Raw genomic sequence first — 26415 nt, 5'->3', positions numbered from 1 at the left:
TATACTGTGCTTACCGGTTATATACACGTGTAGCACAACAGCTAAGGAGCCGCTGTGGACATTATCCTATCCAATTCGAGCGACAAGCCCATCTACGAGCAGATATCCTCGCAGGTCAAAGCTCAGATCCTTTCGGGCACACTCGCTGCGGGAGCCAAACTCCCCAGCATCCGTGCACTCGCGAGCGACCTGGGTGTGAGCGTCATCACCACCAAGCGCGCCTACGCCGACATGGAGCAACTCGGGTTTATCTGCACCGTGCAGGGCAAGGGCTGCTTTGTCGCCGAGGGCAACCAGAAGCTCTTGCGCGAAAACCAGCTCTGCCATATCGAAGAGCTGCTTGCGAAAGCGGCGAGCCAAGCCGAAACCCTGGGCGTCACGCGCGACAAACTGCACGAAATGCTCGACCTGGTGGCCCCCGAAACCATGCAGTAGCCATCTGCAAGAAAGGCTATACCATGCAATATTTGCTAGAAATCAAAGGTGCGTCGCGCCATGTGAGCGATCGCTTTTCGCTGCGCGACGTCACGCTTGCCGTGGAGCCTGGCCAGATCGTTGGCTTTGTTGGTGCCAACGGTGCTGGCAAAACAACGACGATTCGAGCCGCGCTCGGGCTTATCAAACTCGATGCCGGCGAGGTGCGCCTGTTTGGGCAGCGCTGTGGCGCCGAGGCGCCCGATGAATCGCAACGCCACCTGCGCTCCCGCGTCGGTCTTGTCCTGGACACGTGCCCCTTCCCCTCCACGCTCAAGGTGGGCCAAATCGAGGCGCTCGTAGGCCCTGCGTACCCCACGTGGGACCGCAAAACGTTCGCCGGATTCATCAACCGATTTGGCCTCGATCCCAGGACAAAGGTCAAGGACCTCTCCCGCGGCATGGGCATGAAACTGCAGCTTGCCTGTGCGCTCAGCCACAATGCCAAGCTGCTCGTTTTGGACGAAGCCACCGCGGGCCTCGATCCCATGGCACGCGAGGAACTGCTTGATGAGCTGCTTGCCTTTGTCGCCGACGGCCAGCGCAGCGTGCTGCTCTCGAGCCACATTACGTCCGACCTCGATCGTGCCGCCGACCGCGTCATCTGTATCGATAACGGCTCGATTGTGTTTGACCTGCCGCGCGAGGACATTACCGACCGCGCCGGCATCGCCCACTGTACCCAAGCACAGGCCGCCGAGCTTACGGCTTGCGTCGAAGGCGCCCGCGCCGCCCACCACGCCTACAGCGTGGACGTGCTCGTGCCCAACCGTCGCGATACGCTCGAGGCCTTTCCCGAGATTCCCTGCGATCGGGCAACCATTGATGACTATCTGCGCCTCATGCTGAAAGGGGCTTCGAAATGAAACGCGCCTTTATGTCCGAGCTCGCCATCGTTCGCACGCTCATCCCGAGCATTGCGGGCGTCGGCCTGTTCATCTTCGTCGTGTTGACCCTCGCCAACGCATCGGATGGCGATTCCGGTATGAGCGCCGGCGCCTGCGCGGTCAGCGCCATGTCGCCCATCACGGTCATGAGTTCGCTGGCCGGCTTCGACAATCAAAATGGCTGGGAGCGTTATCGGGCGACGCTGCCCTTCTCGCGCAAAGAGATCATCTGCGCACGCTACCTGAGCGTTATTGCCTTCTCCGCCGTCATGGCATGTGCAGCTACGCTTTTGAGTATCATCGCCATCCCGCTCTTCAGCAGCGTGGGCATTCCTTCGGCGGGACAGACGGTCTTTGAGATCGCAATCGCCTCAGCAGCCTCGATGCTCATCTCACTCATGATGGTATTTCTGGCGCAGCCGCTGTTCTTTCGCTTTGGACACATGGAGGCGCTGCGCCTTTCCGTCGGCCTGTTTGCCCTGCTCGGATGCCTTGCCATGGCCGCACTGAGCTCCTCCAACCCCATCAGCAACTGGCTTATGTCGATTGCCGGGGCGAACCCCGATCCTGCCGTCCTCGGCTGTCTGTGCGCAGGAATTGCCGCGCTGGCCCTCGTGCTATGTGCACTGAGCTGCGCCGTCAGCACCAAGGTTTATCGAGTACGCGATTTGTAAGCATGCGAGTCTCGATCCACGAAGGGAGTGATCGCCCCCTCCCCGCAAATCCGTGGCAAACGGCATGTCCCCGGCGTGCGCCACCGTGCTACTTGCGTAGCAGCTTGGGCAGCGGAATGCCTGCCGCAATGACGGCGGCGATAATCATGCAGACGATACCCTTGAGCGGGAAACACATGAGCAGCAGGCCCACGACCATGACCGGCTGACGCATGACCGCACCCATCGTCGATGCCGTGCAGACGGCGACGCAAAAGACCGGATTGGCGCCGGTAAGGATGGCGAAGCCGTAGCCCAGGCTCACGCCCGAAAAGATAACCGGGAAGAAGTGACCGCCGCGCCAGCCCAGGTTGATGAGGGCAGGCGTCAACATGGCCTTGACAAGACCGGTCGCGATAAGCACGCCGGCGGGAATGGCCATATAGGTCTCCATGAGCACATCGGCCTGTGTCTCGCCGGCAAACATGGTGTAGGGCAGAACCGTACCGCAGATGGCGAGCGCCAAACCGGCCAGCATGGCCTTGACGACAGGGCGCTCCCCTATGGCATGGGACAGTGCCTCGCTTGCATGCTCAGAGACAAAGTACAGCCAGCCGCATACGGTGCCGACCAACGCCAGCGGAATGAGCCAGACAAGTTCCAGGTTGCCCACCTGAGCGGACTCGAACCTGGGCATGCCCATGCCGCCGCCCATAAGCTGGCCGAGCAGCAGGTAGGTACCCAGACCGCCGGCAATCGCAATGCCGTAGACCACGGTCTTTTGCGCCTTGGGAAGCTTGATCGTGATCTCATCGGACGCGGACTCATCGTCATTAGCGCCCTGGCCGTCGGCGCTACCGGCGAGCGGCGCCACAAAGCCAAACACGGGCGCGGTGAAGAGCGCCGTCAGGGCAGCTTGGGTACCCAGCAGCGTGAGCTGCCTAAACTCGGCGCCAAAGCGACGCATGCGGTCGCCGACCCAGCTGCACAGACCCGCAATGACGCCGGTCAGGCCGGCCTCCGGTCCAATGCTTCCGCCAAATAGCAGTGGCAGCAATGCCGCAAGCGAAAGCTTGCCCAAGTTGTCGTACGGGTAGCGGCCGTCGCGCTTTACCTTGACCATCACTTGGTTGAGGTCATCGGTCTTGGTGCCCGTAAGCTTTTCGTACAGACCGATCAGCAGGCCGCCCAGCAGGCAGACGAAAAACGGATACGGCAAAAAACCGAACGGACCGCTCGCGAGCTCGGGCGAAGCGACGCCCAGCATATGCGGGATCTCGGTCCATAGATAGTCGATACCGTGCTCCATCGCAAAGAAAAACAGCCAGACCGCGGCGCCTGCAAACGCACCGGTCACGGCTACGCTAACTAAAAACAGCGCACGGTTTTTGGGTTTTGCAAGGTTGTCCATCGGGACCTCCCGTGGTCTAAATCGACAAAGATACGTTTTATTGTAGGACGGGCACAGCGCGGACGGGCCAGCCATCTACGCCTCAAACGGCACCGTTGGGCGCCGCACGTGCGATAGGCCTACGGCTTAGCTGCCGATAATCGATGCGATCTCGTGCAGGTCCTCGGCAAAGTAAATGCCTTGCTGGCGCCTCGGGCTCGAAAGCCCCTTATCAATCATGTGCTCGAGCAGCGCCTTGAGGTCGTTGTAGTAACCGTTCAGGTTGTACAGAATGCACGGCGTGCTCAGATGCCCCAACGATACAGCCGACATGACCTCGGCGATCTCCTCGAGTGTGCCCGTGCCGCCCGGAAAGGCGACGAACGCATCGCCGAGCTCGATCATCTTGGCCTTACGCTCGGCCATGTCGCCCGTCACGATCAGGTCATCGATACCATCGTGCTGAAACTCGGCCTCGATAAAAAAGCTTGGCTCCACGCCGGTCACGTGCCCACCGGCATCGAGCACGCTATCGGCGAGCGCGCCCATCAGTCCCGACTTGGACCCGCCGTATACCAGCGCGTGGCCGTTGGAGCCAATCCATGTGCCGAGCTGCCGCACCGCAGGCAGAAACGCCGGGTCGTTACCGACGCTGGCGCCCAGGTATACCGTAATATTCATATTTTTGTCCCCCTCATCGTGACGCGCGGCGCCCGCCCTAGCGTTGGCGTCGGCGATATTCGCGCACGCGGCGCGACAGGTCGGCGAGCTCATCGCGATCGAGCTCTTCCAGGTGCTCAAGATCGTCCATGAAGCGCGCCATGGTGTCCTTTTGGCGCATCTTGATGAGCGTATTGCAGTAGTTCACCGCCACGCCCGTGAGCATGGCGATGTAGAAGATGCTGATGACGCTCAAAACGACGGTGATAGCGCGGGCAACCGGCGTTTCGGCCGGGATATCGCCAAAGCCGATCGTCGATACGGTCTCAAAGCTAAACCAGAGGCCATCGCCAAACGTAAGGGTCGCAGGGTCGGACAGCCAGACGGCCGTCGAGCACAGCAGGTAGAAGATAAGGAACAGGCCGGTGATGCGCGCAAAGCCAGCCTGGCGCAACACGTCGGCAAGCGTCCTCAACTTGTTCATCGCGACCCCTTTTCCCAGACGCCCCATCACGTTGCTCGGTATTGTCGCACATCCGGCACTTGGGGACGTTCCTTTTGTGTCAAACAGATTGGGAACGTCCCTAAGTGCCAACTCCGGCAAAGAGTGTCCCCAGCGACTAGTCGTTTAAGAACGTCCCCAATGACTACCCATCTGCCGGGTGTTAGGGTGGCTGAGCTGGTATCCTTATGCGGTATTATCTCAACTCGATAGGATTGTCTGTGAAACCTTCCGCCGTCCTTCGCTTAGCTCTATATCGCACCCTAGCCGTCGCGCTTGCTGCGCTCACACTACTGAGCGCCGTCATGCCCACCCCGGCCTTTGCCGCCGACTCCGACCAGCAGGTCAAGACGGTCCGCGTCGGCTGGCTTGTCAACAACGAGGGGTTCCAGGAAGGCACACCGGGCGAGCGCCTCTCGGGATGGGGCTACGAGTACCTCCAGACCCTCTCGTACTACACCCCTGGCTGGCAGTACGAATACGTGTCCGGCACCTTCACCGAGCTCATGGACATGCTCGAGAAGGGCGAAATCGACCTCATGCCCAACATCTCGCATTCAGTAGAACGCGAGCAAAAGTTACTCTTTTCCTCAAACCCCGAGGGCACCGAGCGCTACTACATCTACGCCAAGCCCGATCGCGACGATCTGGCCAAGGGTGACCCCCAGGCACTCCAAGGCCTCACCATCGGCTGCAACTCTGGCGTTATGCAAACCTTCGTCGGCCAGCAGTGGCTCGCCAACGAAGGCGTCACCTGTACCTATAAAGAAATCGACACCGGCGGCGCCCTCTTTGAGGCACTTTCAGACGGCGAGGTCGACGCCGTCATCATGAACGACACCATTTCGTCGCCCGATGCGTCGCCCATGTTCTACGTAGGCTCGAGCGACTACTATTTTGCCGTCCCCAAAAGCCGCCCCGATCTGATGAACGACATCAACTCGGCCATGGCGGCAATCAACCGCACCAACCCGCGCTACAACGACGAAGTCAAATCCAACTACTCGGCGCAAAATAGCGGATCCGCATCACTTACCAACTCCGAACGGTCGTGGCTCAAGGCCAATAACAACACGCTTACACTTGGTTATCTCAACAACAATCTCCCCTTCTGCAACCAAGATGCAAACGGAGAAATGGAAGGGTCACTCGTCTCACTCGTTACGACGCTCCACGACAAATTTGGCATTACCGTACACACGCTCGCTTTTTCAAGCAACCAGCAAATGACGGAAGCGCTCTCAAAGGGAAATATCGACATCGCCCTACCGGCATTTCGCGACTACTGGCTTGCCGAGCAAATGGGAACCGTTCAATCGATTTCGATGGGAACGATCTCTCTTACCGCCATCCACGCCACCAGCGATCTCAACAAGGATCTCCGCAATATCTGTTGCACAGGGTTTTCCATCGTCAACCGCAGCGAATTAAAAACTATGTTTCCAAATGCAAATGTAACCGAGTATCCGTCTGCAGACGACATGCTTTCTGCCCTTAAGGACGGAAGATCAAGCTGCATCGTTGTTCCCAACGCACGGCTGGAAACCATCCGAGATAGCTACGATATCAGAGACTACGAGATACAGGAACTCTCACGCACGGCCGAACTTTCTTGCCTTATGCGACGCGGAAATCCCGAATTATTGAGTATCGTCAACAAGGGCATCATCAACGCCGGAGAATCGCTTTCTGCGAGCAATTATTCCTCTACGTCGTATAGCGCACAGGAATCAGACGCGTTCAGGTTTATATATCGTCATCGTAGCTCGATTGTCGTCATCATCGTCGGTGTACTGTTGACTGGGGTAGCGGTTCTAACCTGGGCCCTGCAGCGAGCCAGAGTAGAGCAAAACAAGGCACTCGCCGCCAATGCGGCCACAACGGCCTTTCTCGCCCGCATGAGCCATGACATCCGCACGCCGCTCAACGGCATTCTGGGGCTCATCGAAATTGAAGAATTGCACGAAGACGATGTCGATGCCGCCCGTAAAAACCGAGCTAAGGCGCGAATCGCCGCCAACCATCTGCTCTCACTCATCAACGACATTCTAGAAATGGGCAGGATTGAAAATGGTAAGCTAACGCTTGAGCATGTCTCATTTAACCTCGAAGATCTCTGCAACGATGCAATTGTTCTGTGCAAGCTCCGCGCTTCCGATCGCAATATTACGATGCAGGATCAAAGAGCACATCCCCTCTGCAATCCACATGTAATGGGAAGCCCCACTCATGTACGTCAGATTATCATCAACCTGCTCGACAACAGCATCAAGTACAACAAAGATGGCGGGACTGTCGCTTTTGCATCGCAGATTAAACCGATCGATGATAGCCAGGTGCTCTTTTGCTTTAGCGTCTCGGACACCGGCATCGGCATGTCGCCCGAGTTTCTTAAGCACATCTACGAACCGTTTGCCCAAGAGGGCAACGATGCCCGCAGTAAATTTCAGGGAACTGGCATGGGCATGCCGATCGTCAAATCGCTCATAGACATGATGGGCGGCACGATTGAGATTTCGAGCGAGGTCGGCGTGGGAAGTACGTTCAACGTCCAGATTCCGCTCGATATCGACAAGAACCCTCAGGCAAGAGAAGGTGCGGACGAGCAGGCGATCAGCTGCTCGCTTGCCGGCATGAACGTTCTTTTGGCCGAAGACAACGAGCTCAATGCCGAAATTGCCCAGGCCCTGCTCGAAAGCGAAGGCATCGTCGTAACTCGCGCCGCCGACGGCAAAGAAGCGGTCGAACTATACACTAGTCGTCCCGCCGGCAGCTTCGATGCGATCCTGATGGACATCATGATGCCGGGTATGGATGGCTACGAGGCAACTCGCGCGATTCGTCTGAGCGAGAAGGCCGATGCAGCCGACATCCCCATCATCGCGCTCACCGCCAATGCCTTTGCCGAGGACGCCAAGGCGGCACACGATGCCGGCATGAACGCCCATCTGCCCAAACCGCTCGACTTTAACAAGCTCAAAAACATCCTCGCCCGCATCAAGAAAAACGGAACTGTTTCGCTATAGTTTGTGCCCACCCACCATGCACAGTTAGAAAGGAAGCCGACGATGTTTAGACCCTTACGCCGAAAGAAACGTGCCATCACCGACGAGGAGGCGCGCGAGCTGCTGGCCACCTGCAAGCGCGGCGTCTTTGCCGTTAACGGCGATGATGGCTACCCATACGCCATTCCCGTCAACTACTTCTTTGACCCCAAGCACGACAAGATTTATTTCCATGGCGCCAAGGCTGGCCACAAGGTCGATTCGCTCAAGCGTGACGATAAAGTCTGCTTTACCGTGTACGGCAACGAGTGGTACAAGGACGACGACTGGGCTCCCTACGTTATGAGCACCGTGGTCTTTGGCCGTTGCCGCCTGGTAAACGAGACGCCTTCGTTTATCGAGGACAAAGTCCGCCAGTTAGCGCTTAAGTACTACCCTTCTGCCGAAGAAGTCGAGGAGGAAATCGCCAAAGACATCAAGGGCGTCCAACTCTACGAGATTTCGATTGAGCATCTTTGCGGCAAGCAGATCCATGAAAAGTAAGCCCAAAAATAGGTCCTGCAAATAGCAAAATGGCTCGGTTCCAACCAGTATTGGAACCGAGCCATTTGTTTATGAAGCGTCGGCGGCTATGTGCGCAAGCGCCTCAACGAGATCCTGAGAACTCACGGGTTTGCTCAGATGCGCGTTCATGCCCGCCTCGCGCGAAAGCCTACGGTCGTCGGCAAAGGCATTGGCGCTCACGGCGATAATCGGCGTGGTCGCGGCGTCCTCGCGATCGAGCGCTCGAATCTGACGCGTGGCCTCAAGGCCATCGATGCCGGGCATCATGATGTCCATCAATACCACGTCGTACTCGTGCGGCGCACTCGCGGCAAACGTCTCGACGGCAGACTCGCCATCTTTGACATGTGTCACGACGGCACCGGCGCGGTCGAGCGTAAACTGTGCGATCTCGGCATTCAGGTCGTTATCCTCTACGAGCAAAACACGCAGGCCCTGGAGCACGTCGCTGTCGCCTGCATCCACGCGAACTGCCTGGGGAATCTCGGAACTCTTGCACTTCTCAAACGGCAGGCAAATGGTAAACGTCGTCCCCCGCCCCAAGGCGCTCGTAAAGCTCATGGTTCCGCCCATAAGCTCGACCAACTGTTTGGCAATAGACGCGCCCAGGCCAGTTCCCGATGAAGCGCCTTCCACCTGTTGTTCCTCGCGGCTGAACGGCTCGTAGAGGTGCTGTTGAAACTCCTCGCTCATGCCAATGCCGTTATCGGCGATCGTGTATTCATAGACGGGGGCACCGTCCACCGGCTCCACCTCGCGGTATGTCAGGCGAACATAGCCGCCCTGGCGGTTGTACTTGACGGCATTACCGGCAATATTGAGCAACAGACGCTTGAGGTGCGTCACGCTCACCCGGGCATAGGGATGATCAAGAGTCCGTTGGTCGCAGATAATTGTCACCAGGCGCTCCTCGGCTTGGCGCTCCAGAATATCGCACACCTCACGGTTGAGGGCCACCATATCTGTAGGCACGAGATTCAGGTCGACCTGCCCGCTCTCCAAGCGGCTCATATCGAGTGCCTCGTTCGCAAGGTCGAGCAACAGTCCCGACGCCGTCCAGATCTTTGAGCGGCACTCAGTCTGCTTTTGCAAGTCGTCCGCGTTGGCATTGCCCACCTCGACCATACCGCGAATGCCGTTGATGGGCGTGCGCAGGTCGTGACTCATGCGACGCAGGAACTCCGTCTTTGCAGAGTTGGCAGACGAAGCTTCGCGCGCCGCTTTTGCCAGTTTGTCGCCATAGTCGCGCTCCTGCAGCAACAGGTCGGCAAAGCGTTGGCTCTCGGCGCGGCGGCGCACCAACACAACAGTGGCTATAACACCGCCGTAGAGTGCCAACACACTGGCAACAACAGCGGCAACAACCTCAAAGTAACGCTGCGCGGGAGCATAGGTGTACACGTAAAAATCGCGCGCTTTACCAAATGTGCCCAGATACCACTCACCGCTGTCGTTAACCAATCTGACCTTACCAGCCAGGCAACGCTCCTTAATGCCGTTGACAACGATGGCATCCGTCGCAGGCAAATCGAACACGCCTGACACGGCGGGCTCAACAGCGTTGGTCGCAACGACCTTACCGTCGTTTTCGATCACGATATTGCCGCTATCGATGGTCTCATAACCATCGAGCAAGCTCTGCAACTTGAGCGTATTGCTCGCGACCGCCTTGGCGCTCTGGTGCCTCACCGCGACAACGATGCCCTCACCGTCCCGCCGGGCCACGCAGCCAATGTCTGCGACCGAATCGTCCGCAAGCGTAATGCGAGCGGTATAGGACTTAAGCGGATGGGCTGCCACCTCCAGCACAGGCGCCTCTTTGAGATTCGCAGCGAGCGACTCGTAGCCCACGTCATCCTTCGAGGACTCGGACACCAAGTTGCCCGATGCATCCGTTACGATCAGCGCTGTCACATTAAACTGGTCAGCATATTGCTCCAACGTAGCGTTATCCACCGAGCCGTCGCGCTCCATATCGCGCGCCGCCTCTCCGGCGATCTCCATAACGCGAATCAGGTTTTTGGTCGCATAGGCGCTGTTGAACGCATCGTAGGAAAGGCTCTGTGTCGCCACGTAATCGACAACGTCGGCAAAGCGCTGTTCGGCCTGAGCTGTCGTGTAGGCGTAGCTCGTCATGCCGGCAACAATCGAGAGCGCTATCCCCAACAGGACGACGATGAGCCATTCCCGTGCCGAACGATCGCCCCGCTCCTGAGCGGTGTGGTCGGACGCATCAATCATGACAGGCCCTCCACATTCAAAAACGGCGTAGGGTCATCATAGTACTTTGACACCAGGCGTTCCATGGTGCCATCGGCAAGCATTTCTTGATAGGCATGGGTGAGCTTAACGTCAATGCCGCGTGTGTCGTTGAGATCGAAAGCGGTGCCCAACCCAACCTCCAGCAGCGGCTCAGACAGAATGCGATACGTCACACCATAGTCTTTTTCGTAGGTGAGCAGCGAGGACTCATGCGCGGCGATGGCATCGACCAGGCCCTCGACGAGCGCCGGGTTCAGGTACGAGCGGTCCGAAAAGCTGTAGAGCTCCTTGATCTGCGGAACGTTTTCACTGGTACGATTGAGCAGAATCGACTCGGGCTTGGTGGTGGACTGGACCGCCACGACCTTACCCTCAAGATCGGCAAGCGTGTAGATATCGCTCTCGGGATCGACCGCGACCACCTGGCGGCTCGCAAGGTACGGGCCGGCCCAGCGATATTCGTTTTCGCGACCCGTCATACTAAAGCTGCCCATGACGCAGTCGAGCTCGCCGCTCGCCAGCAGTTCTTTCTTCTTTTCCCAGTCGATCAGCTGGTATTTTGGCTTGTAACCAATGCGGACCAAAGCCTCGGTCAAAATCTCGACATCCAGGCCAACGATATTGCCGTACTCGTCGCTATACACAAACGGCGGATAGAGGTCGCTGCCGACGTTGAGCGTCTTAAGGTTGTCGTCTTTGACCTGCGAGGCGGCCGCGCCTTCTGATGCAGACGCCGCGGCCCCGTCATTCGACCCGGAACAGCCAGCTATCGCCACGACAAAGGCACTCACCACTGCAAGCGCAACAAACAACGATATGGCGGCCGAGCGACGAGGTCTTTTCATCGAGCTCCAGACGTTCCTGTTTACAGACTCAAGAGCAAAGATATTAGCAGACAAAACCGCGCTTGCGCTCAATGGTTACAGATGCTTTACCATACGGGGCCTTCCAGCCAATCTGGCAGACGGCCCCGCATGCAGCGCTCACTTACCGTGCATTAAAAACGTAGCGGTCCAGGCGGTCGCACGCCTCCCTTACACGCGAAAGCGGCAGCGCCAGATTCACGCGAATGTGGCAGGGCCCGTGGAACGGACGGCCGTCCTGATAGCCCACGCCCACACGCGCCCCCTCGTCGAGCAGCCACTGAATATCGCAGCCATGCTCGCGGCACCACTATGGGAATGCGGACAAATGGCCGGTTAGTCCTGCGCGTCGTCGACGGCGGTTACCGTCAGCCTGGTTCCGTCAACCGTAAAGGATATGTCGAGCCCAGCGTAAGCCAAGTGGTAAATGCGGTTTGGCTCGTGCTTGCTACCCGCGCGGCGCGGATCTTGGCGAAGGACCTCGACCAACCCGGGGAGCTTCGTGGGCGGGACCATCTCCTGCAGCGCTTGCGGGAAGTCAACGTCGAGCTCTTGCCACGGCGCATCCTCAATCCAGCCGCCGGTCGCATCCGAGTGGCAGTCCGCAAACGGAATGTAGGGCTTAATGTCGTAGATGGGCGTGCCGTCACGCAGATCGGCCCCTAGCACATGGATGATGGGGCCATCGTCGGTAAGCCCGACATGATCGAGTTTGACGCAGGTAAGCCCAATGGGATTAGGTCGAAACGGGCTGCGCGTGGCAAATACGCCCACGCGCTCGGCTCCACCCAAGCGCGGCGGACGCACGGTCTTCGACCACTTGGCGTTGGTGCCGGACCTATCCTGTGTCTTGGCATCGGCGGCGATGTCTTCGGCCGCGCCGCCGGGTGTTCCGTTTTCAAAGCGCCAGAGCAGCCACAGGTGAGAGAAGGAGTCCAGACCCTCAACTGCCGCGCTGGAGGCAAATTCCGGCTCAAAGACGATGCGTCCCTCAAGATGGGGCGCCAAAAAGCTGTTGCGCGGGATGCCGAACTTTTGCGGCAGGTCGGTATGTATGTGTGCAATAGGTTCCATGCCGGTCATTGTACGGCATGAGGGCATGCGCGATGCGCGTAATCCCTCACCGCGACCGCCCCTTTTGCAACCAACGGTTGCTTGGAAGGGCGTCGGCCGCCGCGTATGCTTAAGCCAACAAGCAGCAGAAAGGAGCCGTTATGGCCTTTGCAGAAAAACTCATCGCCGTCCGTCGCGCCAACAACCTTACCCAAGAGCAGCTTGCCGCCAAGCTCTATGTCACGCGCCAAGCCGTCAGCCGCTGGGAGCGCGGCGAAGTCACCCCGGGCATCGACATGATGAAGCTCATTGCCGCCGTAACCGGAGAACCGCTGTCCCACCTGCTCGAAATGCCCGAGCACTATTGCCAGAGCTGCGGCATGGTGCTCACACCCGACGACTGCGGCACCGATGCGACGGGTGCCACGACCGACCATTACTGCAAGTGGTGCTACGACCGCGGCAAGTACACCTACGACACCACCATGGAAGCAATGATCGAGGATTGTGCCCCGCGGCTGGCACAAAGCACCGGCATGTCGCTCGACGAAGCCGTCTCGCTCATGGGTGCCGTGTTGCCGCAACTGGAGCGTTGGCGCACCGTGCAGGAAAACGAGGAGCGCTACGGCGCCGAGGCCCGGGCGCGCTACGGCGACAGGGCAATCGATGCGGCAAACGAGGCGTTGCTGGACATGGACCCCGAAACCTGGAACGACATGAAAGAACTCGAGCGCGCGATTTTGGGCCAGCTCTCGATTGCCATGGACGACGGCGACCCAAAGAGCATCGAGGCCCAAAAAATTGTTGCGATGCATCGTCGTTGGATTAGCCTCAACTGGGGGCGTAAGCCTCAAGACGAAGCATACCTGGGGCTCGCACACGGCTACCTTGCCGACCAGCGCTTTGTTGACTACTACGACAAGCCCTGCGGCACCGGGGCCACGGCGTTTTTGGTTCAGGCCATCGAGTCGTCGTTGATTCGCGCATAGACCGCGGCGGCTTTGGGTATTTCAATCGAAACCTCAACCGATTGGAGACCTATGGCTACTTATCACGAGCTCGCGCTCTACGTTATGACCGGCTGCCCGTATTGCATAAAGGTCAAGCGTTTCCTGGCCGATAACGGCGTGACCATCCCCGAGCGCAACATCTCGACCGATACCGAAGCCGAGCAGGCACTCATCGCCATCGGCGGAAAACGCCAGGTTCCCTGCCTGTTCATCGACGGCAAACCACTCTACGAATCGGGCGACATCATCGCGTGGGTACAGAAGAACCTGCTCTAGTACGCAATTGCAGTCGGCTCGCCCCGACGTCCAAGCCCATACGACCCAAACATGTACACCAGCATCCAAAGTCGACATTTTTCGACATCTTTGGATGCTGGCGTACAGCTTTTTGCATGGGCCCGGCACAGGCGATCCGTTCTTCTCCGTCCCCAAGGGATCATTTAGCCACAAAAGCGGGCGATGGGCGCAAGCGGCTGTTCACGAAAGACGCGCTCAACAGCGGCGCGGTATTCATCGACCTTTTTGGTCTTGCGTACGAGCTTGTGAACGGTCGCGGGATCGGCGAAGGCGCATTTAGCGTAGAACCACCACTCTTTCATGCGAAAGACCGCATTGCCGCCAATCTCGTCCGCATAGGCCGCAAACAGTGTGTCGTGGAAGCGCTGCAGCTCAGCAGCCGCGGCAGCAGGGCCGCCCTTGACCATGCGAGCGAGCGCTGGGTTCGCAAGCAAGCCGCGCCCCAACATGACGTGGCGTGTTCCGGGATAGGCCTCCACCAGTGCATCCATGTCCTCAAGATCAAAGATGTCGCCGTTATAGGCCACGGGGAACGGCGCCCGTTCCAGCGTCTCGCCGTAAAACTCTTTGCGCGGTGAGCCCGTATAACGGTCCTTTTGCACGCGCGGATGCACGATCAACTCCGCCAGCGGCATTCGGCAATAGAGGTCGAGCACGCGCTCGTACTCGTCATCGCATTCGAGCCCCAGTCTGGTCTTGACCGACACCGGCAAGGGCGAGCGTTCGCACACGTCGCTCAAGAACACCTCGAGCTCATCCAAATTGCGCAGAAAGCCCGAACCCTTGCCCTTCGCGACCACCGTACCCGAAGGGCAGCCAAGGTTGAGGTTGACCTCGCGGTAACCCATATCGGCAAGCACCTGCGCCGCCCACACAAACTCGTCCGCATTCTTGGACATCAGCTGGGGCACCACGTTAAGTCCCTGGTTGTTGGCAGGATCGACCTCTTTAAACGCCTTGCCGCCAAAGCGATTGCCCACCCGCGGCGGCGGCAAAAACGGCGTGTAATAACAATCGAGCGCGCCGAAGCACTCCGCATGCACGCGACGGAACACATGCCCGGTAATCCCCTCCATAGGAGCCAGCGATAAATACATCAACATCCATTCTCAAATCAATGTGACAAAGGGACTGTCCCTTTGTCACATCCCATTCAAGCGGTTCAGGAACTCTTCGCAGGCGCGAGAACGCAGGCGATATTTTTTCCACACCAGATACGATGCAATGGTGAAGGGGCAAAAGGGCAGTCCCTTTGCCCCAAGTGCCGGCTACCGGACGCAAGCTAGTTGCCGTTCGCGAACGCCGCCCATATTTCGAGGTCTAATACTTTTCCCGAGAAGTGAACGGCTGTATTTGGACCCCCGAAGCATTGACATTTTTAGGCGTCAAAACCGCAGGATTTGACTGGCAAAACCGCAGGAAATTGCACGCCAAAAGTGTCGATGCTTCGGGAGTCCGTTTTCACTCGTTCACTTCTCGGGAAAAGTATTAGACCTCGATTCCGCAGTCCCCGATGTGACAAAGGAACAGTCCATTTGTCACATTCAGAATTGACCCCCCCCCCCCCGCAATAGCTCATCGATGGCGGGATTCTCTATACTGGGTCACATATGACGGTATCGTGCCAAAGGAGAACGCCGTGACCACCTCGCAGATATCTCTGCTCGCGCTCATCTCGGTTGGAGGCATCGGCATCCTGTTTATCGGAGCGAGCATGCTCATGAAGGCCGCCGCCCGCAAGAAAGCCAAGGCCTGTACCGCCGTGACCATGGGGACGGTCATCGACCATCGCTTTATGGGTGAAGGCAGAATGAATCCCGTTTTGGAATACACCGTCGACGGCACGCAATACCGCGCGAAAAAACAATTCCGTGGCATAAAGACCAAAAGCTTGTCGGGACTCCCCATCCGCACGCAAGCCACCGCCTACGAAGACGCCAAGGGCTGGCTGCACGTGCAGACAGGCCCCATCGCCCGCCTAGGCACCCTCGCGGAGCAGCTTTGGCCCCTCGGTAGCCAAATGACCGTGTACTACAACCCCAGCAACCCAGACAAAAGCTATGTCGAACGCCCCATCGTGGGCAACTTTGCCACACTGATGTTTAACATCGCGGGCTTCTTGCTCATCGCGATGAGCATCTTGCTCTATGTTCTTATCCAGCGCTAGCTCAAACTGATGCGCCCCGCACCCCATGCGCCGCAACGACCGCCACGACACCAAGGAGCAGCTATGGCTACACTTTCCGAACAAGAACGCAAGCGCATCCAGCGATACTGCATCTGTCCCAAGGTTGCCGGCGCGGCGCTTGCCATGGCGTTTGTGCTGCCTTTTTTGATCATTCCCTTCGAAATGATTGACGATATCGTCTTCCATCATGAAAGCTTCCAGGAGACGGGCATGATGACCGCCTTGGCGCTCACCGCCGTCGAGCTCATCATCTTCTGCTATTGCGCGCTCGCGCCGCGCTTTGGCATGCGCGGCAAGCAGTGGAGGGAAATGCAGCACCGGCTCGCCGTCGAGCAGAGCGAAAAAGACCGCTCGGCACAAATTGCAGGCGTTGTTGGCACGCAGGCCGCCGCGCGTCTGCTCAAGAACAGCGACAATGAGACCGCACGCAACCTGGGCGGTGCGGCAGAAGTCGCCGCTGCCGTAGGCGCCGTCGCCACCGCGGCAGACGTGCTTGCCGAAAGCTTTGCCAACGCAAAGGCCATGGCAGAGGCCTGTGGCGTGCCTATCCCCCGTGCAAAAAAGTGGATCGTCGCGCTTGTGGCACTGCCCCTCGCAATCGTGTGCGGTGCCTATATCCCGCAGCTGGCGCAGGGAAACATCGAGATGCAACAGAACGCCGCGGCCGCGGCCGAGCAGATCGCCATCGCCCGCAAGACGCTAGAGCCCGCATGCGAGTACGTATCCGCCGATGACCCTTACGAGCGATATCAAGATTACGGCTATCACGTCCGCGGCTACCTTCACGACGGCGACTCCGATACCCAGAAGACCTATACGTACCTGGATTTCGACAACAAGGGAACGCTCAAGGAAGTGAGTTACATAGCAGAGATCGACCCCGACGCGAGCCTTGAGGACAACCTCGCCCGCATCGAGCTCGACTTGGACGAACTTTCCTCTGTCGTCCAAACCGTAGACGTCAAGACCGTGAGTCCCGAGCTCCTAGCACCGCAAAAGCTCCCCGAAGAGTTTAGGCAGGCTTTTTTGAACGGTTCGCTCTACGAGAGAATCTCCATCAGGACGAGTGGCAACCCCATCAAAACGTACTATTCGTTTGACACGGATCCCGAGGATGAATTTGACGAGTACACCCATCCAAGCATCCGTATCACGTTGATGGGCAAAACGAGCTAGCCACCCAATGTGACAAAGGGACTGTCCCTTTGTCACATTATTCGGAGCGTAGGGCTTCCACAGGGTCTTTCTTGGATGCGCTGCGAGCCGGCAGCAGGCCGGCAACGACCGTCAGCAGCACCGAAATTACAATGAGCATCAGCGCGTCTTGAACGGGCAGGCTCATCAGGTTGGGCACCTGCTTGGCCGCAAGCGCCCAGGCATTAACCGGAAAGCTCACGGCCACCACGACGACAATAGCAAAGACGCCAGCGATGAGGCCTTCGATAAAGGTCTCGGCATTGAATACGTTGGCCACGTTGCGCTTTGACGCGCCGATCGCGCGCAGGATGCCAATCTCCTTTTTGCGCTCCAGCACGCTGATGTAGGTGATGATGCCGATCATGATGGAGCTCACCACCAAACTGATACTCACGAATGCGATGAGCACCAAGCTGATAGTATTCACGATGTCGGTCACCGAGCCCATGATGATGCCCATGTAGTCGGTATACGAGATTGCCTGCTCATCGTGGCCAGCAGCTTTGACCTGCTTGTTGTACGCATCGATGTAATCGAGCACGCGCTCCTTGGCCTCAAAGTCGCGCGGGAAAATCTTGACCGAAATGGGGTCCGCCTCGTCCGCATAGCCCAACGTGGTCAGATTGTTGTCGTAGGTGAGCTTCGACGCCTTGGCATAGCTCATCATGAGCGAGCTCAGGTCCTCGGCGTCCATGTTGAAGTGGATGGCACGAGCAAAGGCGCCCGCATCCACGCGCATGGCGCTCGCCAGGTTGGCAAAACTCGAAGACATCTGCGTCGCCATTTGGCCCATGAGCCCTGCCGCACCCGCCTTGAGCTGGGTTGATACCGTCGTCGCAATCTGCTCGCTGACCGCCTTCATCACCTGATCCATAGACTGCTGCAAATACGGAGCCAGCTGCTTTTGCACATAGTCGCCCATCACCTGCTGCAGACGCTCGGCCAAGGCATCGCCGCCGAGCGCCTTAAGCTGAGCCAAGCATTGCTGGGCGGCGGCATCATTCTCAAGGTACGCTGAGAATGCGGCAGCAAGCTTTGACGCGTCCTTAAGATCTTCGGGCGACAGCACCTTAAACTGATCAGACCGCAGAAAGCCCTCAAACAGCTGGTTGGCGAGCACCCCCACTTGCCGCATCTGCTCGGGCGCAAGCTCCAACCCATCGAAGATACCCAAGAAATCTGGAGCCGGCGCTTTGGCCATGATGTCGCTGAAATCGATGTCTCGCCCAACACCCGAAAGGTCAATGTCCAACCCGGACAAATCGAGACCAGAAAGGTCCATGCCACCTGCCGCGCCCGAGAGCGCAGACGTATCGAGTGAGAACGCGCTCTTCAGTGCCGCCTCGTCTACGCTGAACATACTGCCCAAATCCACGCCTTGCTTGGCCTCGCCCTGCAGCTCGTCGAAGGTTTTACCCGTAAAGACATCCGTCTCGGGGTGGGTAAGCTGTTCCTGCACAATCTGCGAATCGGCAGCACGCTGCATAAGCTGGCGAGTCAGCGCATGCGTATAGGCAATGCCCGGGGATAATGCGCTCGCGTTGGCCGTCTCGTTGGGTCGCACCACGCCCACAATGCGCACGTCAATACCGTCGGCAACCTTGGCCGCCATATAGTCGGCATCGCCAGCCATGTCAGTCCACATGCCGGTCTCTTCGTTTTTGCGATAGGCATCTGCCGGCGACAGCACCTTAAACGTCGTGGACAGTGCATCGTCGTAGGTAAAGTCGGCGCCGGTCTTGGGCGCCTCGACCTTGCCGTCGGCCGTCATGGCGCTGTTAACCAGGTCGTTGAGTTCATCGATATCCAGCGCACCGATGCTGTAGAGCGTGTAGTCGCCCACCGTTCCGCGGCTCGAAAGCACCATCACGGCCTCGTTGGCTGACGTAGGCCAATGGCCGGCAACAACATCGTACTGGCTGTCGAGCAGGCTCTGGTCGTCAATCATCTCGTTGAAGACCGACGTTCCCATGGATTCCATGCTCACCGTTGCCGCCGAGCTCGCACCTCCGCTCATGGCCTCAGTCATAGCGTTGGGCACCAGCCGGACAGGCTTCTCATCGCCCTTGCCGGCACGATAGACAACCGGCGATACACCGTAGCCGTACTGAATGGCGTTGACCTCTTTATCGATGCCGTCGCCACCGGCATCGAGCCATGCCTTAAAGCTCGTCATGTCGTTGGACTTAACGCTTGCGAACATATCCTTTACGGCCGTGACCACAGGGATCTTATCGGTCCCCTGAGCCTTGCCGCCGGTGGCGCCGTCGGACGCGTCCTTGTCCTCGGACGCCTCCTCATCCGTAGCTCCATGCCCGCCCATCATGGACGACAGGTCATAATCTTGTTTGGAAATGGTGAGCGGGTAGCTCGAGAGCGTATCCTCCTCGACCTTTTTGATGTAGCCGTTTACGCCGTTGGAGAGCGCCAGAATCGCCGCAATGCCGATAATGCCGATCGAACCAGCAAAGGCCGTCATAGCCGTACGGCCCTTCTTGGTCAAAAGGTTTCGCGCCGAAAGCCCCAGCGCTGTCACAAAGCTCATCGAGGTTTTGCGCGTGGGCTTGGCCTCGCGACGCGCGGCCTCGGCAGCATCAAAGGGGTCGGAATCGTCGGTGATCTTGCCGTCCGCCAGGGTGACGATACGCGTGGCGTACCTGTATGCCAACTCGGGATTGTGCGTGACCATGATGACCAAACGATCGCGCGCAACATCCTTGAGCAAATCCATGACCTGTACGGATGTCGTTGAGTCCAAGGCGCCGGTCGGCTCGTCAGCCAGCACAATCTCGGGGTCATTGATCAGGGCGCGGGCAATGGCCACGCGCTGCATCTGCCCGCCCGAAAGCTGGCTCGGGCGCTTGTCAACGTGCTCGCCCAGACCGACTGCCTCGAGCGCCTTGCGCGCACGTTGGCGGCGCTCGGCATGCCCCACGCCCGTGAGCGTAAGCGCCAACTCCACGTTTTCCAAAATGCTCTGATGCGGAATGAGGTTATAGCTCTGGAACACAAAGCCGATGCGATTATTGCGATAGGCATCCCAATCGCGGTCGTTGAAGTCCTTGGTCGAGATGCCGTCGATCAGCAGATCGCCCGAATCGAAATGGTCGAGTCCACCGATGACGTTGAGCATCGTAGTTTTACCCGAACCCGAGGGACCCAGAACGGCTACGAACTCGTTATCGCGAAAAGACAGGCTTACGCTGTCGAGCGCTACCTGCGTAAACGACTGCGTAACGTACCTTTTGCAAATAACTCTGAGATCCAGCATGGACGGCAACCTCTCTCGCGCGGGCGCGCTCGCCCGCTCCCCCGCCGTTCACGTTCGGCGCGTTTGTCCTACTCTATCCTCATTTTTGGCCGATACCAGTGAGGAATGTAACGAACCGCGCCAAAAAACGAACGGGACAGCACGCCGCATGGCGCACCATCCCGCATATAACATCCCCGATGCGACAAAGAGGCTGTCACTTTGTCACATTCCAATGCGCGCTACTTTTCGAACCCGCACGGCATAACGTTAGCGCTGCCGCGGCGAGCCTCAGTCACGGCTGCAAAGAAGCGATAGCCGCCCGAGAAGTTAAAGCACTCAAAGCCATGCTGCGCCAAAATGCGGCAAGCAATGTAGCTGCGAATGCCGCTCTGGCAAATCACGTAGACCGGCTTGGCCCGGTCGAGCTCGCCCAGGCGATTGCGCAGATCATCGACGGGAATGTTTACGAAACCATCGATATGCCCGCGCTCATACTCCCCTTCCGTACGAACATCGAGCAGCTGCACGCTGCCATCGCGTGGCAAGTTGGGCTCATCCTCCCAATGCCACTGCGCCAGTATGCCGCGATTGAGGTTCTCGATCATAAAGCCCGCCATATTGACGGGATCCTTCGCCGATGAATACGGCGGCGCGTATGCTAGGTCCAAATCCTTAAGCCTATCGCCGCGCATGCCTGCCTGGATGGCAGTCGCCAGAACGTCGATACGCTTGTCCACACCATCGATGCCCACGATTTGCGCACCCAGCAGGCGCAATCCCTGCTTCTCGAAGACAACCTTCATGGTCATGGGCGTTGCACCCGGATAATAACCCGCATGCGAACCGGGCGACAGGACCACGCTGTCGCAGTCAACTCCCGCCGCGTGTGCCGCCTTTTCGGATAGTCCCGTGCTTGCCGCCGTCAAGTCGAATACCTTGATAACCGATGAGCCCAACGATCCGAGGTAGCAGCTGTCCATGCCGGCTATGACATCGGCGACGACACGCCCCTGCTTGTTGGCGGGGCCGGCGAGCGAAATGACCGCGTCCTCGCCGGTCACCTGATGCGTGACCTGCACGGCATCGCCCACGGCATACACGTCGGCAGCAGAGGTCTCCATGCGGTCGTTGACCACAATAGCCCCCTTGATGCCCAGTTTGAGCCCCGCCTCTTGCGCCAGATGGCTCTCAGGTGCCACGCCAATGGCAAGCAGCACCATATCGGCTCCGATAGGGTCATCGCCCGCAACATGGGTGACAACGCGGCCATCAACTTCCTCAAAACCTGTCACATCGGCCTTGAGGCGCAGATCGATACCGTGCTCACGCACCTCGGTATGCAAAAGGGTCGCCATGTCGTAATCCAGGTTGTTCATAAGCTGGACGGGACGCTGCAGAAGGGTCACCTGGAGCCCCAGCTCGCACAGATTCTCCGCCGTCTCGACGCCAATGAAGCCGCCGCCGATCACGACGGCACTGCTCGGTCGCCGCTCTCGAACATAGCTGTGAATACGCAGCGTGTCCTCAACGGTGCGTAGGCTAAAGATTTTATCCGAGTCGATGCCCGGCAACGCAGGGCGAATCGGCTTTGCACCCGGCGACAGGATGAGCTTGTCATACGTCTCGACAAATTCCTCGCCCGTCAGCATATTGCGAACCTCGACCGTATGCGAATCGGGATGGATGGCAAACACCTCGTGACTCGTCTTGACCGCAATGCGAAAGCGATCCCAAAAGCCCTTGGGAGACTGCAGCGTCAATGCGCTCTCTTCTTCTATCACGCCGCCAATGTAGTACGGAAGCCCACAGTTGGCATACGATACAAAACCCGTGCGCTCAAAGATGACAATTTGGGCCTGCTCGTCGAGTCTGCGCAAACGTGCCGCCGCCGATGCGCCGCCCGCGACGCCTCCAACGATAACCACCTTCATAGCTAACGCACCACCTTTCCCGTGTAGCCGCTTATGCCGCCGATATTCTTGACACTGCCATACCCAGAACGCTTAAGAAAACTCACAGCTTGGTTGCTTCGCGCACCGCTCAGGCAATGCACGAAAAGCTGCGTGCCCTTTCGACGTATACCCATGATGCTACCCCGAAGCAGAAAAAAGAGTCGCTGTTTCCAGCGACTCCCCTTCAGTTGTCTGTCCCACGGACTTACTGTTCGCTCTTCGCGAGTGCCTGATCGATCAGTTTGTTGAGCGCCTCGCGCTGCTCAGCGGAGTTGATGCCGCCCATGATCGGCTCTCCCACAATGTTACCGTTCTGGTCGATCACGTAGGTGGTCGGGAACGAGTACAGGTTGGAGGTGAACTTTCCGGCCTCGCTGTCCGACTTAAACCAGATGTTCTTATACGTTACGCCCTTCTTGGAAAGCACGTCCTTGGCATCGGCCACCTCGTCTTTGTTGCCATCGAGCGTAAAGGAATTAACGCCCACGACCTGGCCGCCCTTCTCGGCAAGCTCCTTGTTGAGCTTCTCCAGATCGCCCAGCTCTCCCACGCACGGCTTGCAGGTGGTAAACCAGAAGTTCATGACGGTGACCTTGTTCTTGGAGAACAGCTCGTCGCTGTTTACATCGTTGCCGTCCAAGTCCTTGCCCTTAAAGCTGGGGAACTTCGTCTCCCCGCTCTCGCCGTTGGTCATGCCCGCGGTCGAGGCATCAACACTCTCCCCCTCGCCGGGCGTGCTGCCACATCCGGGGAACTCCTTCTCCAGCGCCATGAGCTTGTCCTCGATCTCCTTGACCTGCTGCGCGCCGGCCTTAAGCGTCTTAAGCTCGTCAGCCGCAAACTGATCCTTGGCGCCCTCGATGGTATCGAGCAAGAAGTCACCGTAGTTCTTGCCGTCCTCAATCATGGGAGTGTCTTTGTTGGCCGCAAGGAACACCTTTTCCCATAGGGCGTTATCGCTCGCAAAGATCTCGTTTTCCTTTTGCAGCAGCTGCTGGTACAGCTCGGCCGCCTCCTCGGCGCTCGACGGCTTTTGTGCCACAAGCTCGGCAATCTGCGCATCGCCGCTCGTAGCACCCTTCGCGTCGCCCTTGGGGGCAGAGCACGCCGCGAGAGTCAGCGCCAGCACGGGCAGCATCAACAGAGCCGCAATTTTTGACAGTTTCATGGTTCCTCCGTTTATATCGAAACTTATATAGGTACCTATTTGTTTTCGCAGGCTTGCGTGGACTGCGCGGGTTTGTCGCCCGTCACACCCAGCCCATAGCGAAAGCTAATAGCATCGACGGGGCACGCGCCCACGCATTTGCCGCAACGAATGCACTCGGCATGGTTGGGCGTACGCGTAACGTCCACGTCCATTTGACACACCTTGGCGCACTTGCCGCACGAGACGCATTTGCACTGGTCAACCTGGATCCCCAGCAAAGACACCTTGTTCATGAGTGCATAAAACGCACCGAGGGGGCAAATCCATTTACAGAAGGGGCGGTAGAACAGCACGCTCAGCACCGCAACCACAATGAGGATTGCGAGCTTCCAGGTAAAGAGCTTTCCCAGCGCGGAACGGATTCCCGTATTCATGATGGACAGCGGAATCGCGCCCTCGAGCACGCCTTGCGGACAGATGTACTTGCAAAAGAACGGGTCGCCCATGCCCACATCGTTGACTACCAGAACGGGCAGCAGCACCACGGCAAACAGCAGCACGGCGTACTTGATGTACGTGAGCGGCTTGAGCTTTTTCGTCGAGAGCTTTTTGCCGGGAATCTTATGCAGAAGCTCTTGCAGCCATCCAAACGGGCATAAAAAGCCGCATACAAAACGCCCCAGCAGCACGCCGATCAGAATGAGTGTTCCGGTGACGTAATACGAAAAGCTGAACTTAGACGAGCCCACCACCGACTGAAACGACCCGATGGGGCACGCACCCGAGGCCGCCGGACACGAGTAGCAGTTGAGCCCCGGCACGCAGACGGCTTTGCCCGCCCCCTGGTAGATGCCTCCCTTGGCAAAGTTAGGCAGGTGAATATTGGTCGCAAGCGTTGCCGCCGCCTGAATCAATCCGCGAAATCTCGCCAAAAGATGCGATACGGTATTTTTTCTTTTAACCAATTCCGATACACTCCAAGCACAGCCTGATTGCCTTGGCCAGCACGGCATCTGCCTCGCCGCGCATAATGCCAAAGCCAACCATGGCTACCCCAACGATCAGCAAAGCCACCTGCGCCACAGGCTTAATCGCTTTGAACAATCTGACCACTCCTTTCGTTTCGCGACCCATTGGACCATACCGACTATAAAATCCGTGTTAAGCGCGAATGACTATGCAAGGAGAACGTTATGCGCATCTTGGTCGTCGAGGACGAGCGGGCGCTGTGCGATGCGATCGCACGCAGCCTGCGCAACTTAGCCTATAGCGTCGACTGCTGCTACGACGGGCAGCAGGCCCTCGATCTGCTCGATGTCGAGACCTTTGATCTTGTCGTGCTCGACCTCAATCTCCCCCATGTCGACGGCATGACCGTGCTCAGGCAACTCAGGACAACTGATTGTGAGACCAAGGTGCTTGTGCTCTCGGCACGTGGCGAGGTCTCCGACAAGGTAGCGGGGCTCGATGCGGGCGCCAACGACTACCTCACCAAGCCGTTCCATCTTGACGAGCTGGCGGCACGCATACGCAGTCTCACGCTCAGGCGCTTTACGCAAAACGACGTTGTTCTAGCCTGTGGATTGTTGAGCTTTGACACCAAGGCGCGCCTCGCCTCCGTGGGCGGCGAGACCCTATCCCTCACGCGCAAGGAGACCGGCATCTTGGAATACCTGATGCTTAACCAGGGGCGGCCGGTGAGCCAGGAAGAGCTTATCGAGCATGTATGGGACAGCAGCGTCAACAGCTTTAGCAACGCAACCCGCGTTCATATCTCGTCGCTCCGCAAAAAGCTACGCAGCGCTTTGGGATACGACCCGATTCGCAATCGGATTGGAGAGGGCTACGTTATGGAGGATGGAGAATGAAAGGGCTTTCGCTGCAATGGCGCATAACGATTATGACGGCACTGCTGACGTGTGCGGCATGCGTACTGACGAACTGCTTGGTCGGCTATACGGGCATGCGCTACATGGATGCCATCGGCAGCGACATCTCGGCCTTTAACGCAACCGGCGAAGATTCGCTCCAGGCGTTCGACCCAACGAAAGCGGCCCTCGATGACAAGGTCACAATCGTCGTAAATGACGCACAGGAGTCTTTTGGCACGACAGCCTGGTACATCACGGCTGGAGTCACACTCCTTGGCGGCGCGCTGGCATACTTTGTGAGCGGCCGTGCACTCAAACCGCTACGGGCTTTTGCAGCTCAGGTTGAGCGTGTGCAGCCTGACAACCTAAGCGAAATCAGACTCAATGAAGATGTGCCCACCGAGCTACAACGATGCAGCGCCTCTTTCAACGACATGATCGCTCGTCTTGGCGAAGGGTTCTCTGCACAGCGTCAGTTTACCGGCAACGCCGCACACGAGCTTCGCACCCCGCTCGCCCTTATGCAAGCACAGATTGAACTATTCATCTCCGAGCACTCCGGTTTGCAACCCGAAACAGCCGAGCTGCTCGGCCTGCTACAAGAACAAACTGAGCGGATGTCGCGGATGACCAAGGTGTTGCTCGAGATGAGTGAGCTCCGCAGCGTTCCTTGCGAGGACGATGTTGAACTTGGTCCCTTGTCCGAAGAGGTCCTCACCGACCTTGCGCCACTTGCCGAAAATAAGGGCATAGCCCTCAATTGTGCTGGAGACGCTTTAGTAATCGGGAGCGACACGCTCCTCTATCGGCTGGTGTTTAACCTGGTCGAAAATGCCATCCGTTACAGCCGCCCCGGCTCGACTGTCAACGTCTCCATCTGCGACAACAACAGCCGCGTGTTCCTGCGAGTCGAGGACCAGGGCCCGGGAATACCCAAGCAGTACCACGAGAGCATCTTCCAACCGTTCTTTCGCCTGGATAAATCCCGCAGCAGGGCATACGGCGGCGCAGGACTCGGACTCGCGCTCGTTTGGGAGATTGCAGCGCTTCACGGTGGCGCTGTAGAGGTCGAAGCAAGTTCCGAGAACGGGACCACTATGCTCGCAAGCCTTCCAAAACGATCCGCAGCATTAACCGAACAGTAAAACGAAAGGGGTCCCGCACACGTTTGCGCGGGACCCCCT

The 26415-nt window shown here is 58.2% G+C and carries 23 protein-coding genes; 11 read left to right on the top strand and 12 right to left on the bottom strand.

What is annotated here, in order from left to right; all coding sequences use genetic code 11:
• The first annotated feature begins 54 nt into the window (after positions 1-54).
• The 3 genes from DW892_RS08140 to DW892_RS08130 are packed head-to-tail and all read left to right on the top strand — an operon-like array spanning position 55 to position 2035.
• Complete coding sequence (locus DW892_RS08140) at positions 55-435, top strand: GntR family transcriptional regulator (protein ID WP_117766851.1); 381 nt, start codon at positions 55-57, stop codon at positions 433-435.
• Between the two features lie 23 nt (positions 436-458).
• Positions 459-1340 (top strand): ABC transporter ATP-binding protein, encoded by an 882-nt coding sequence (locus DW892_RS08135; RefSeq protein ID WP_117766848.1) that lies wholly within the window; start codon positions 459-461, stop codon positions 1338-1340.
• Complete coding sequence (locus tag DW892_RS08130) at positions 1337-2035, top strand: ABC-2 transporter permease (RefSeq protein WP_117766846.1); 699 nt, start codon at positions 1337-1339, stop codon at positions 2033-2035. Before DW892_RS08135 ends, DW892_RS08130 begins: the two co-directional genes overlap by 4 nt.
• 88 nt (positions 2036-2123) lie before the next feature.
• On the opposite strand, the gene DW892_RS08125 is transcribed toward DW892_RS08130, so the two are convergent.
• From DW892_RS08125 to DW892_RS08115, 3 genes are all read right to left on the bottom strand, one after another.
• Positions 2124-3425: a chloride channel protein gene (locus DW892_RS08125; protein WP_117766844.1), complete on the bottom strand. Its 1302-nt coding sequence runs from the start codon at positions 3423-3425 to the stop codon at positions 2124-2126.
• A 126-nt stretch (positions 3426-3551) separates the two neighbouring features.
• Positions 3552-4085, bottom strand: coding sequence for a TIGR00730 family Rossman fold protein (locus DW892_RS08120; RefSeq protein WP_117766842.1), 534 nt, complete (start codon positions 4083-4085; stop codon positions 3552-3554).
• A 37-nt stretch (positions 4086-4122) separates the two neighbouring features.
• Positions 4123-4548, bottom strand: a complete 426-nt coding sequence (locus DW892_RS08115; protein ID WP_117862347.1) for a potassium channel family protein — start codon at positions 4546-4548, stop codon at positions 4123-4125.
• Between the two features lie 239 nt (positions 4549-4787).
• Between DW892_RS08115 and DW892_RS08110 the strand changes: the two genes are divergently transcribed.
• Both DW892_RS08110 and DW892_RS08105 read left to right on the top strand, forming a co-directional pair.
• Positions 4788-7592, top strand: a complete 2805-nt coding sequence (locus tag DW892_RS08110; RefSeq protein ID WP_158567046.1) for a transporter substrate-binding domain-containing protein — start codon at positions 4788-4790, stop codon at positions 7590-7592.
• A gap of 42 nt (positions 7593-7634) precedes the next feature.
• The gene (locus DW892_RS08105) at positions 7635-8114 is read left to right on the top strand and encodes a pyridoxamine 5'-phosphate oxidase family protein (protein WP_117766836.1); all 480 of its coding nucleotides are present in this window, start codon (positions 7635-7637) and stop codon (positions 8112-8114) included.
• A 69-nt stretch (positions 8115-8183) separates the two neighbouring features.
• On the opposite strand, the gene DW892_RS08100 is transcribed toward DW892_RS08105, so the two are convergent.
• The 3 genes from DW892_RS08100 to DW892_RS08085 form a co-directional block, all read right to left on the bottom strand.
• Positions 8184-10376 carry an ATP-binding protein gene (locus DW892_RS08100; protein WP_117766834.1) on the bottom strand — a complete coding sequence of 731 codons (2193 nt, stop codon included), beginning with the start codon at positions 10374-10376 and terminating at the stop codon, positions 8184-8186.
• The gene (locus DW892_RS08095) at positions 10373-11242 is read right to left on the bottom strand and encodes an ABC transporter substrate-binding protein (protein ID WP_117766832.1); all 870 of its coding nucleotides are present in this window, start codon (positions 11240-11242) and stop codon (positions 10373-10375) included. The genes DW892_RS08100 and DW892_RS08095 overlap by 4 nt, the downstream gene beginning before the upstream one ends.
• A gap of 354 nt (positions 11243-11596) precedes the next feature.
• Entirely contained in the window at positions 11597-12334 is a 738-nt protein-coding gene (locus tag DW892_RS08085; RefSeq protein ID WP_233546888.1) for a tRNA (N6-threonylcarbamoyladenosine(37)-N6)-methyltransferase TrmO, read from the bottom strand.
• Positions 12335-12474: 140 nt separating this feature from the next.
• On the opposite strand from DW892_RS08085, the gene DW892_RS08080 reads away from it, so the two are divergent.
• The gene (locus DW892_RS08080) at positions 12475-13302 is read left to right on the top strand and encodes a TipAS antibiotic-recognition domain-containing protein (RefSeq protein ID WP_117766828.1); all 828 of its coding nucleotides are present in this window, start codon (positions 12475-12477) and stop codon (positions 13300-13302) included.
• Positions 13303-13353: 51 nt separating this feature from the next.
• On the top strand, positions 13354-13599 hold the full coding sequence (locus DW892_RS08075; protein WP_117766826.1) for a glutaredoxin: 246 nt from the start codon (positions 13354-13356) through the stop codon (positions 13597-13599).
• Positions 13600-13763: 164 nt separating this feature from the next.
• On the opposite strand, the gene DW892_RS08070 is transcribed toward DW892_RS08075, so the two are convergent.
• A complete protein-coding gene (locus DW892_RS08070; protein WP_117766824.1) occupies positions 13764-14717 on the bottom strand; it encodes a tRNA-dihydrouridine synthase in 954 nt (317 codons plus the stop codon).
• A gap of 524 nt (positions 14718-15241) precedes the next feature.
• Between DW892_RS08070 and DW892_RS08060 the strand changes: the two genes are divergently transcribed.
• Positions 15242-15787 (top strand): DUF3592 domain-containing protein, encoded by a 546-nt coding sequence (locus DW892_RS08060; RefSeq protein ID WP_199577699.1) that lies wholly within the window; start codon positions 15242-15244, stop codon positions 15785-15787.
• A 63-nt stretch (positions 15788-15850) separates the two neighbouring features.
• A complete protein-coding gene (locus tag DW892_RS08055) occupies positions 15851-16984 on the top strand; it encodes a hypothetical protein (RefSeq protein WP_117645845.1) in 1134 nt (377 codons plus the stop codon).
• Positions 16985-17021: 37 nt separating this feature from the next.
• Here DW892_RS08055 and DW892_RS08050 read toward each other — a convergent pair whose 3' ends face one another.
• The 5 genes from DW892_RS08050 to DW892_RS08030 all read right to left on the bottom strand — a co-directional run bounded on the left by DW892_RS08050 (position 17022) and on the right by DW892_RS08030 (position 24464).
• Positions 17022-20276, bottom strand: coding sequence for an ABC transporter ATP-binding protein/permease (locus DW892_RS08050; RefSeq protein WP_117766820.1), 3255 nt, complete (start codon positions 20274-20276; stop codon positions 17022-17024).
• A 221-nt stretch (positions 20277-20497) separates the two neighbouring features.
• Entirely contained in the window at positions 20498-22189 is a 1692-nt protein-coding gene (locus tag DW892_RS08045) for an FAD-dependent oxidoreductase (protein WP_117766818.1), read from the bottom strand.
• A gap of 226 nt (positions 22190-22415) precedes the next feature.
• Complete coding sequence (locus tag DW892_RS08040) at positions 22416-23378, bottom strand: redoxin domain-containing protein (RefSeq protein ID WP_117766816.1); 963 nt, start codon at positions 23376-23378, stop codon at positions 22416-22418.
• A gap of 35 nt (positions 23379-23413) precedes the next feature.
• Positions 23414-24373, bottom strand: a complete 960-nt coding sequence (locus tag DW892_RS08035) for a 4Fe-4S binding protein (RefSeq protein ID WP_117766815.1) — start codon at positions 24371-24373, stop codon at positions 23414-23416.
• Positions 24318-24464, bottom strand: coding sequence for a CD1871A family CXXC motif-containing protein (locus tag DW892_RS08030; RefSeq protein WP_197032826.1), 147 nt, complete (start codon positions 24462-24464; stop codon positions 24318-24320). The genes DW892_RS08035 and DW892_RS08030 overlap by 56 nt, the downstream gene beginning before the upstream one ends.
• An 89-nt stretch (positions 24465-24553) precedes the next feature.
• Here DW892_RS08030 and DW892_RS08025 point away from each other — a divergent pair, with 89 nt between their 5' ends.
• Both DW892_RS08025 and DW892_RS08020 read left to right on the top strand, forming a co-directional pair.
• Positions 24554-25228 carry a response regulator transcription factor gene (locus DW892_RS08025; RefSeq protein ID WP_117635849.1) on the top strand — a complete coding sequence of 225 codons (675 nt, stop codon included), beginning with the start codon at positions 24554-24556 and terminating at the stop codon, positions 25226-25228.
• On the top strand, positions 25225-26376 hold the full coding sequence (locus tag DW892_RS08020; RefSeq protein ID WP_117635850.1) for a cell wall metabolism sensor histidine kinase WalK: 1152 nt from the start codon (positions 25225-25227) through the stop codon (positions 26374-26376). The genes DW892_RS08025 and DW892_RS08020 overlap by 4 nt, the downstream gene beginning before the upstream one ends.
• The last annotated feature ends 39 nt before the right edge of the window (positions 26377-26415 follow it).

The organism is Collinsella sp. AM40-7AC (assembly GCF_003468125.1).
GTDB lineage: Bacteria > Actinomycetota > Coriobacteriia > Coriobacteriales > Coriobacteriaceae > Collinsella > Collinsella aerofaciens_O.
The sequence above is the reverse complement of the archived record's forward strand: the minus strand, read 5'-3'. Positions and strand labels throughout refer to the sequence as shown.

Bases quoted from the DNA above. Each gene is read 5' to 3' on its own strand.
- DW892_RS08135 (WP_117766848.1), top strand. From the start codon at position 459: ATGCAATATTTGCTAGAAATCAAAGGTGCGTCGCGCCATGTGAGCGAT.
- DW892_RS08130 (WP_117766846.1), top strand. From the start codon at position 1,337: ATGAAACGCGCCTTTATGTCCGAGCTCGCCATCGTTCGCACGCTCATC.
- DW892_RS08125 (WP_117766844.1), bottom strand. From the start codon at position 3,425: ATGGACAACCTTGCAAAACCCAAAAACCGTGCGCTGTTTTTAGTTAGC.
- DW892_RS08120 (WP_117766842.1), bottom strand. From the start codon at position 4,085: ATGAATATTACGGTATACCTGGGCGCCAGCGTCGGTAACGACCCGGCG.
- DW892_RS08115 (WP_117862347.1), bottom strand. From the start codon at position 4,548: ATGAACAAGTTGAGGACGCTTGCCGACGTGTTGCGCCAGGCTGGCTTT.
- DW892_RS08105 (WP_117766836.1), top strand. From the start codon at position 7,635: ATGTTTAGACCCTTACGCCGAAAGAAACGTGCCATCACCGACGAGGAG.
- DW892_RS08100 (WP_117766834.1), bottom strand. From the start codon at position 10,376: ATGATTGATGCGTCCGACCACACCGCTCAGGAGCGGGGCGATCGTTCG.
- DW892_RS08095 (WP_117766832.1), bottom strand. From the start codon at position 11,242: ATGAAAAGACCTCGTCGCTCGGCCGCCATATCGTTGTTTGTTGCGCTT.
- DW892_RS08085 (WP_233546888.1), bottom strand. From the start codon at position 12,334: ATGGAACCTATTGCACACATACATACCGACCTGCCGCAAAAGTTCGGC.
- DW892_RS08080 (WP_117766828.1), top strand. From the start codon at position 12,475: ATGGCCTTTGCAGAAAAACTCATCGCCGTCCGTCGCGCCAACAACCTT.
- DW892_RS08075 (WP_117766826.1), top strand. From the start codon at position 13,354: ATGGCTACTTATCACGAGCTCGCGCTCTACGTTATGACCGGCTGCCCG.
- DW892_RS08070 (WP_117766824.1), bottom strand. From the start codon at position 14,717: ATGTATTTATCGCTGGCTCCTATGGAGGGGATTACCGGGCATGTGTTC.
- DW892_RS08055 (WP_117645845.1), top strand. From the start codon at position 15,851: ATGGCTACACTTTCCGAACAAGAACGCAAGCGCATCCAGCGATACTGC.
- DW892_RS08050 (WP_117766820.1), bottom strand. From the start codon at position 20,276: ATGCTGGATCTCAGAGTTATTTGCAAAAGGTACGTTACGCAGTCGTTT.
- DW892_RS08045 (WP_117766818.1), bottom strand. From the start codon at position 22,189: ATGAAGGTGGTTATCGTTGGAGGCGTCGCGGGCGGCGCATCGGCGGCG.
- DW892_RS08040 (WP_117766816.1), bottom strand. From the start codon at position 23,378: ATGAAACTGTCAAAAATTGCGGCTCTGTTGATGCTGCCCGTGCTGGCG.
- DW892_RS08035 (WP_117766815.1), bottom strand. From the start codon at position 24,373: ATGCCGTGCTGGCCAAGGCAATCAGGCTGTGCTTGGAGTGTATCGGAA.
- DW892_RS08025 (WP_117635849.1), top strand. From the start codon at position 24,554: ATGCGCATCTTGGTCGTCGAGGACGAGCGGGCGCTGTGCGATGCGATC.
- DW892_RS08020 (WP_117635850.1), top strand. From the start codon at position 25,225: ATGAAAGGGCTTTCGCTGCAATGGCGCATAACGATTATGACGGCACTG.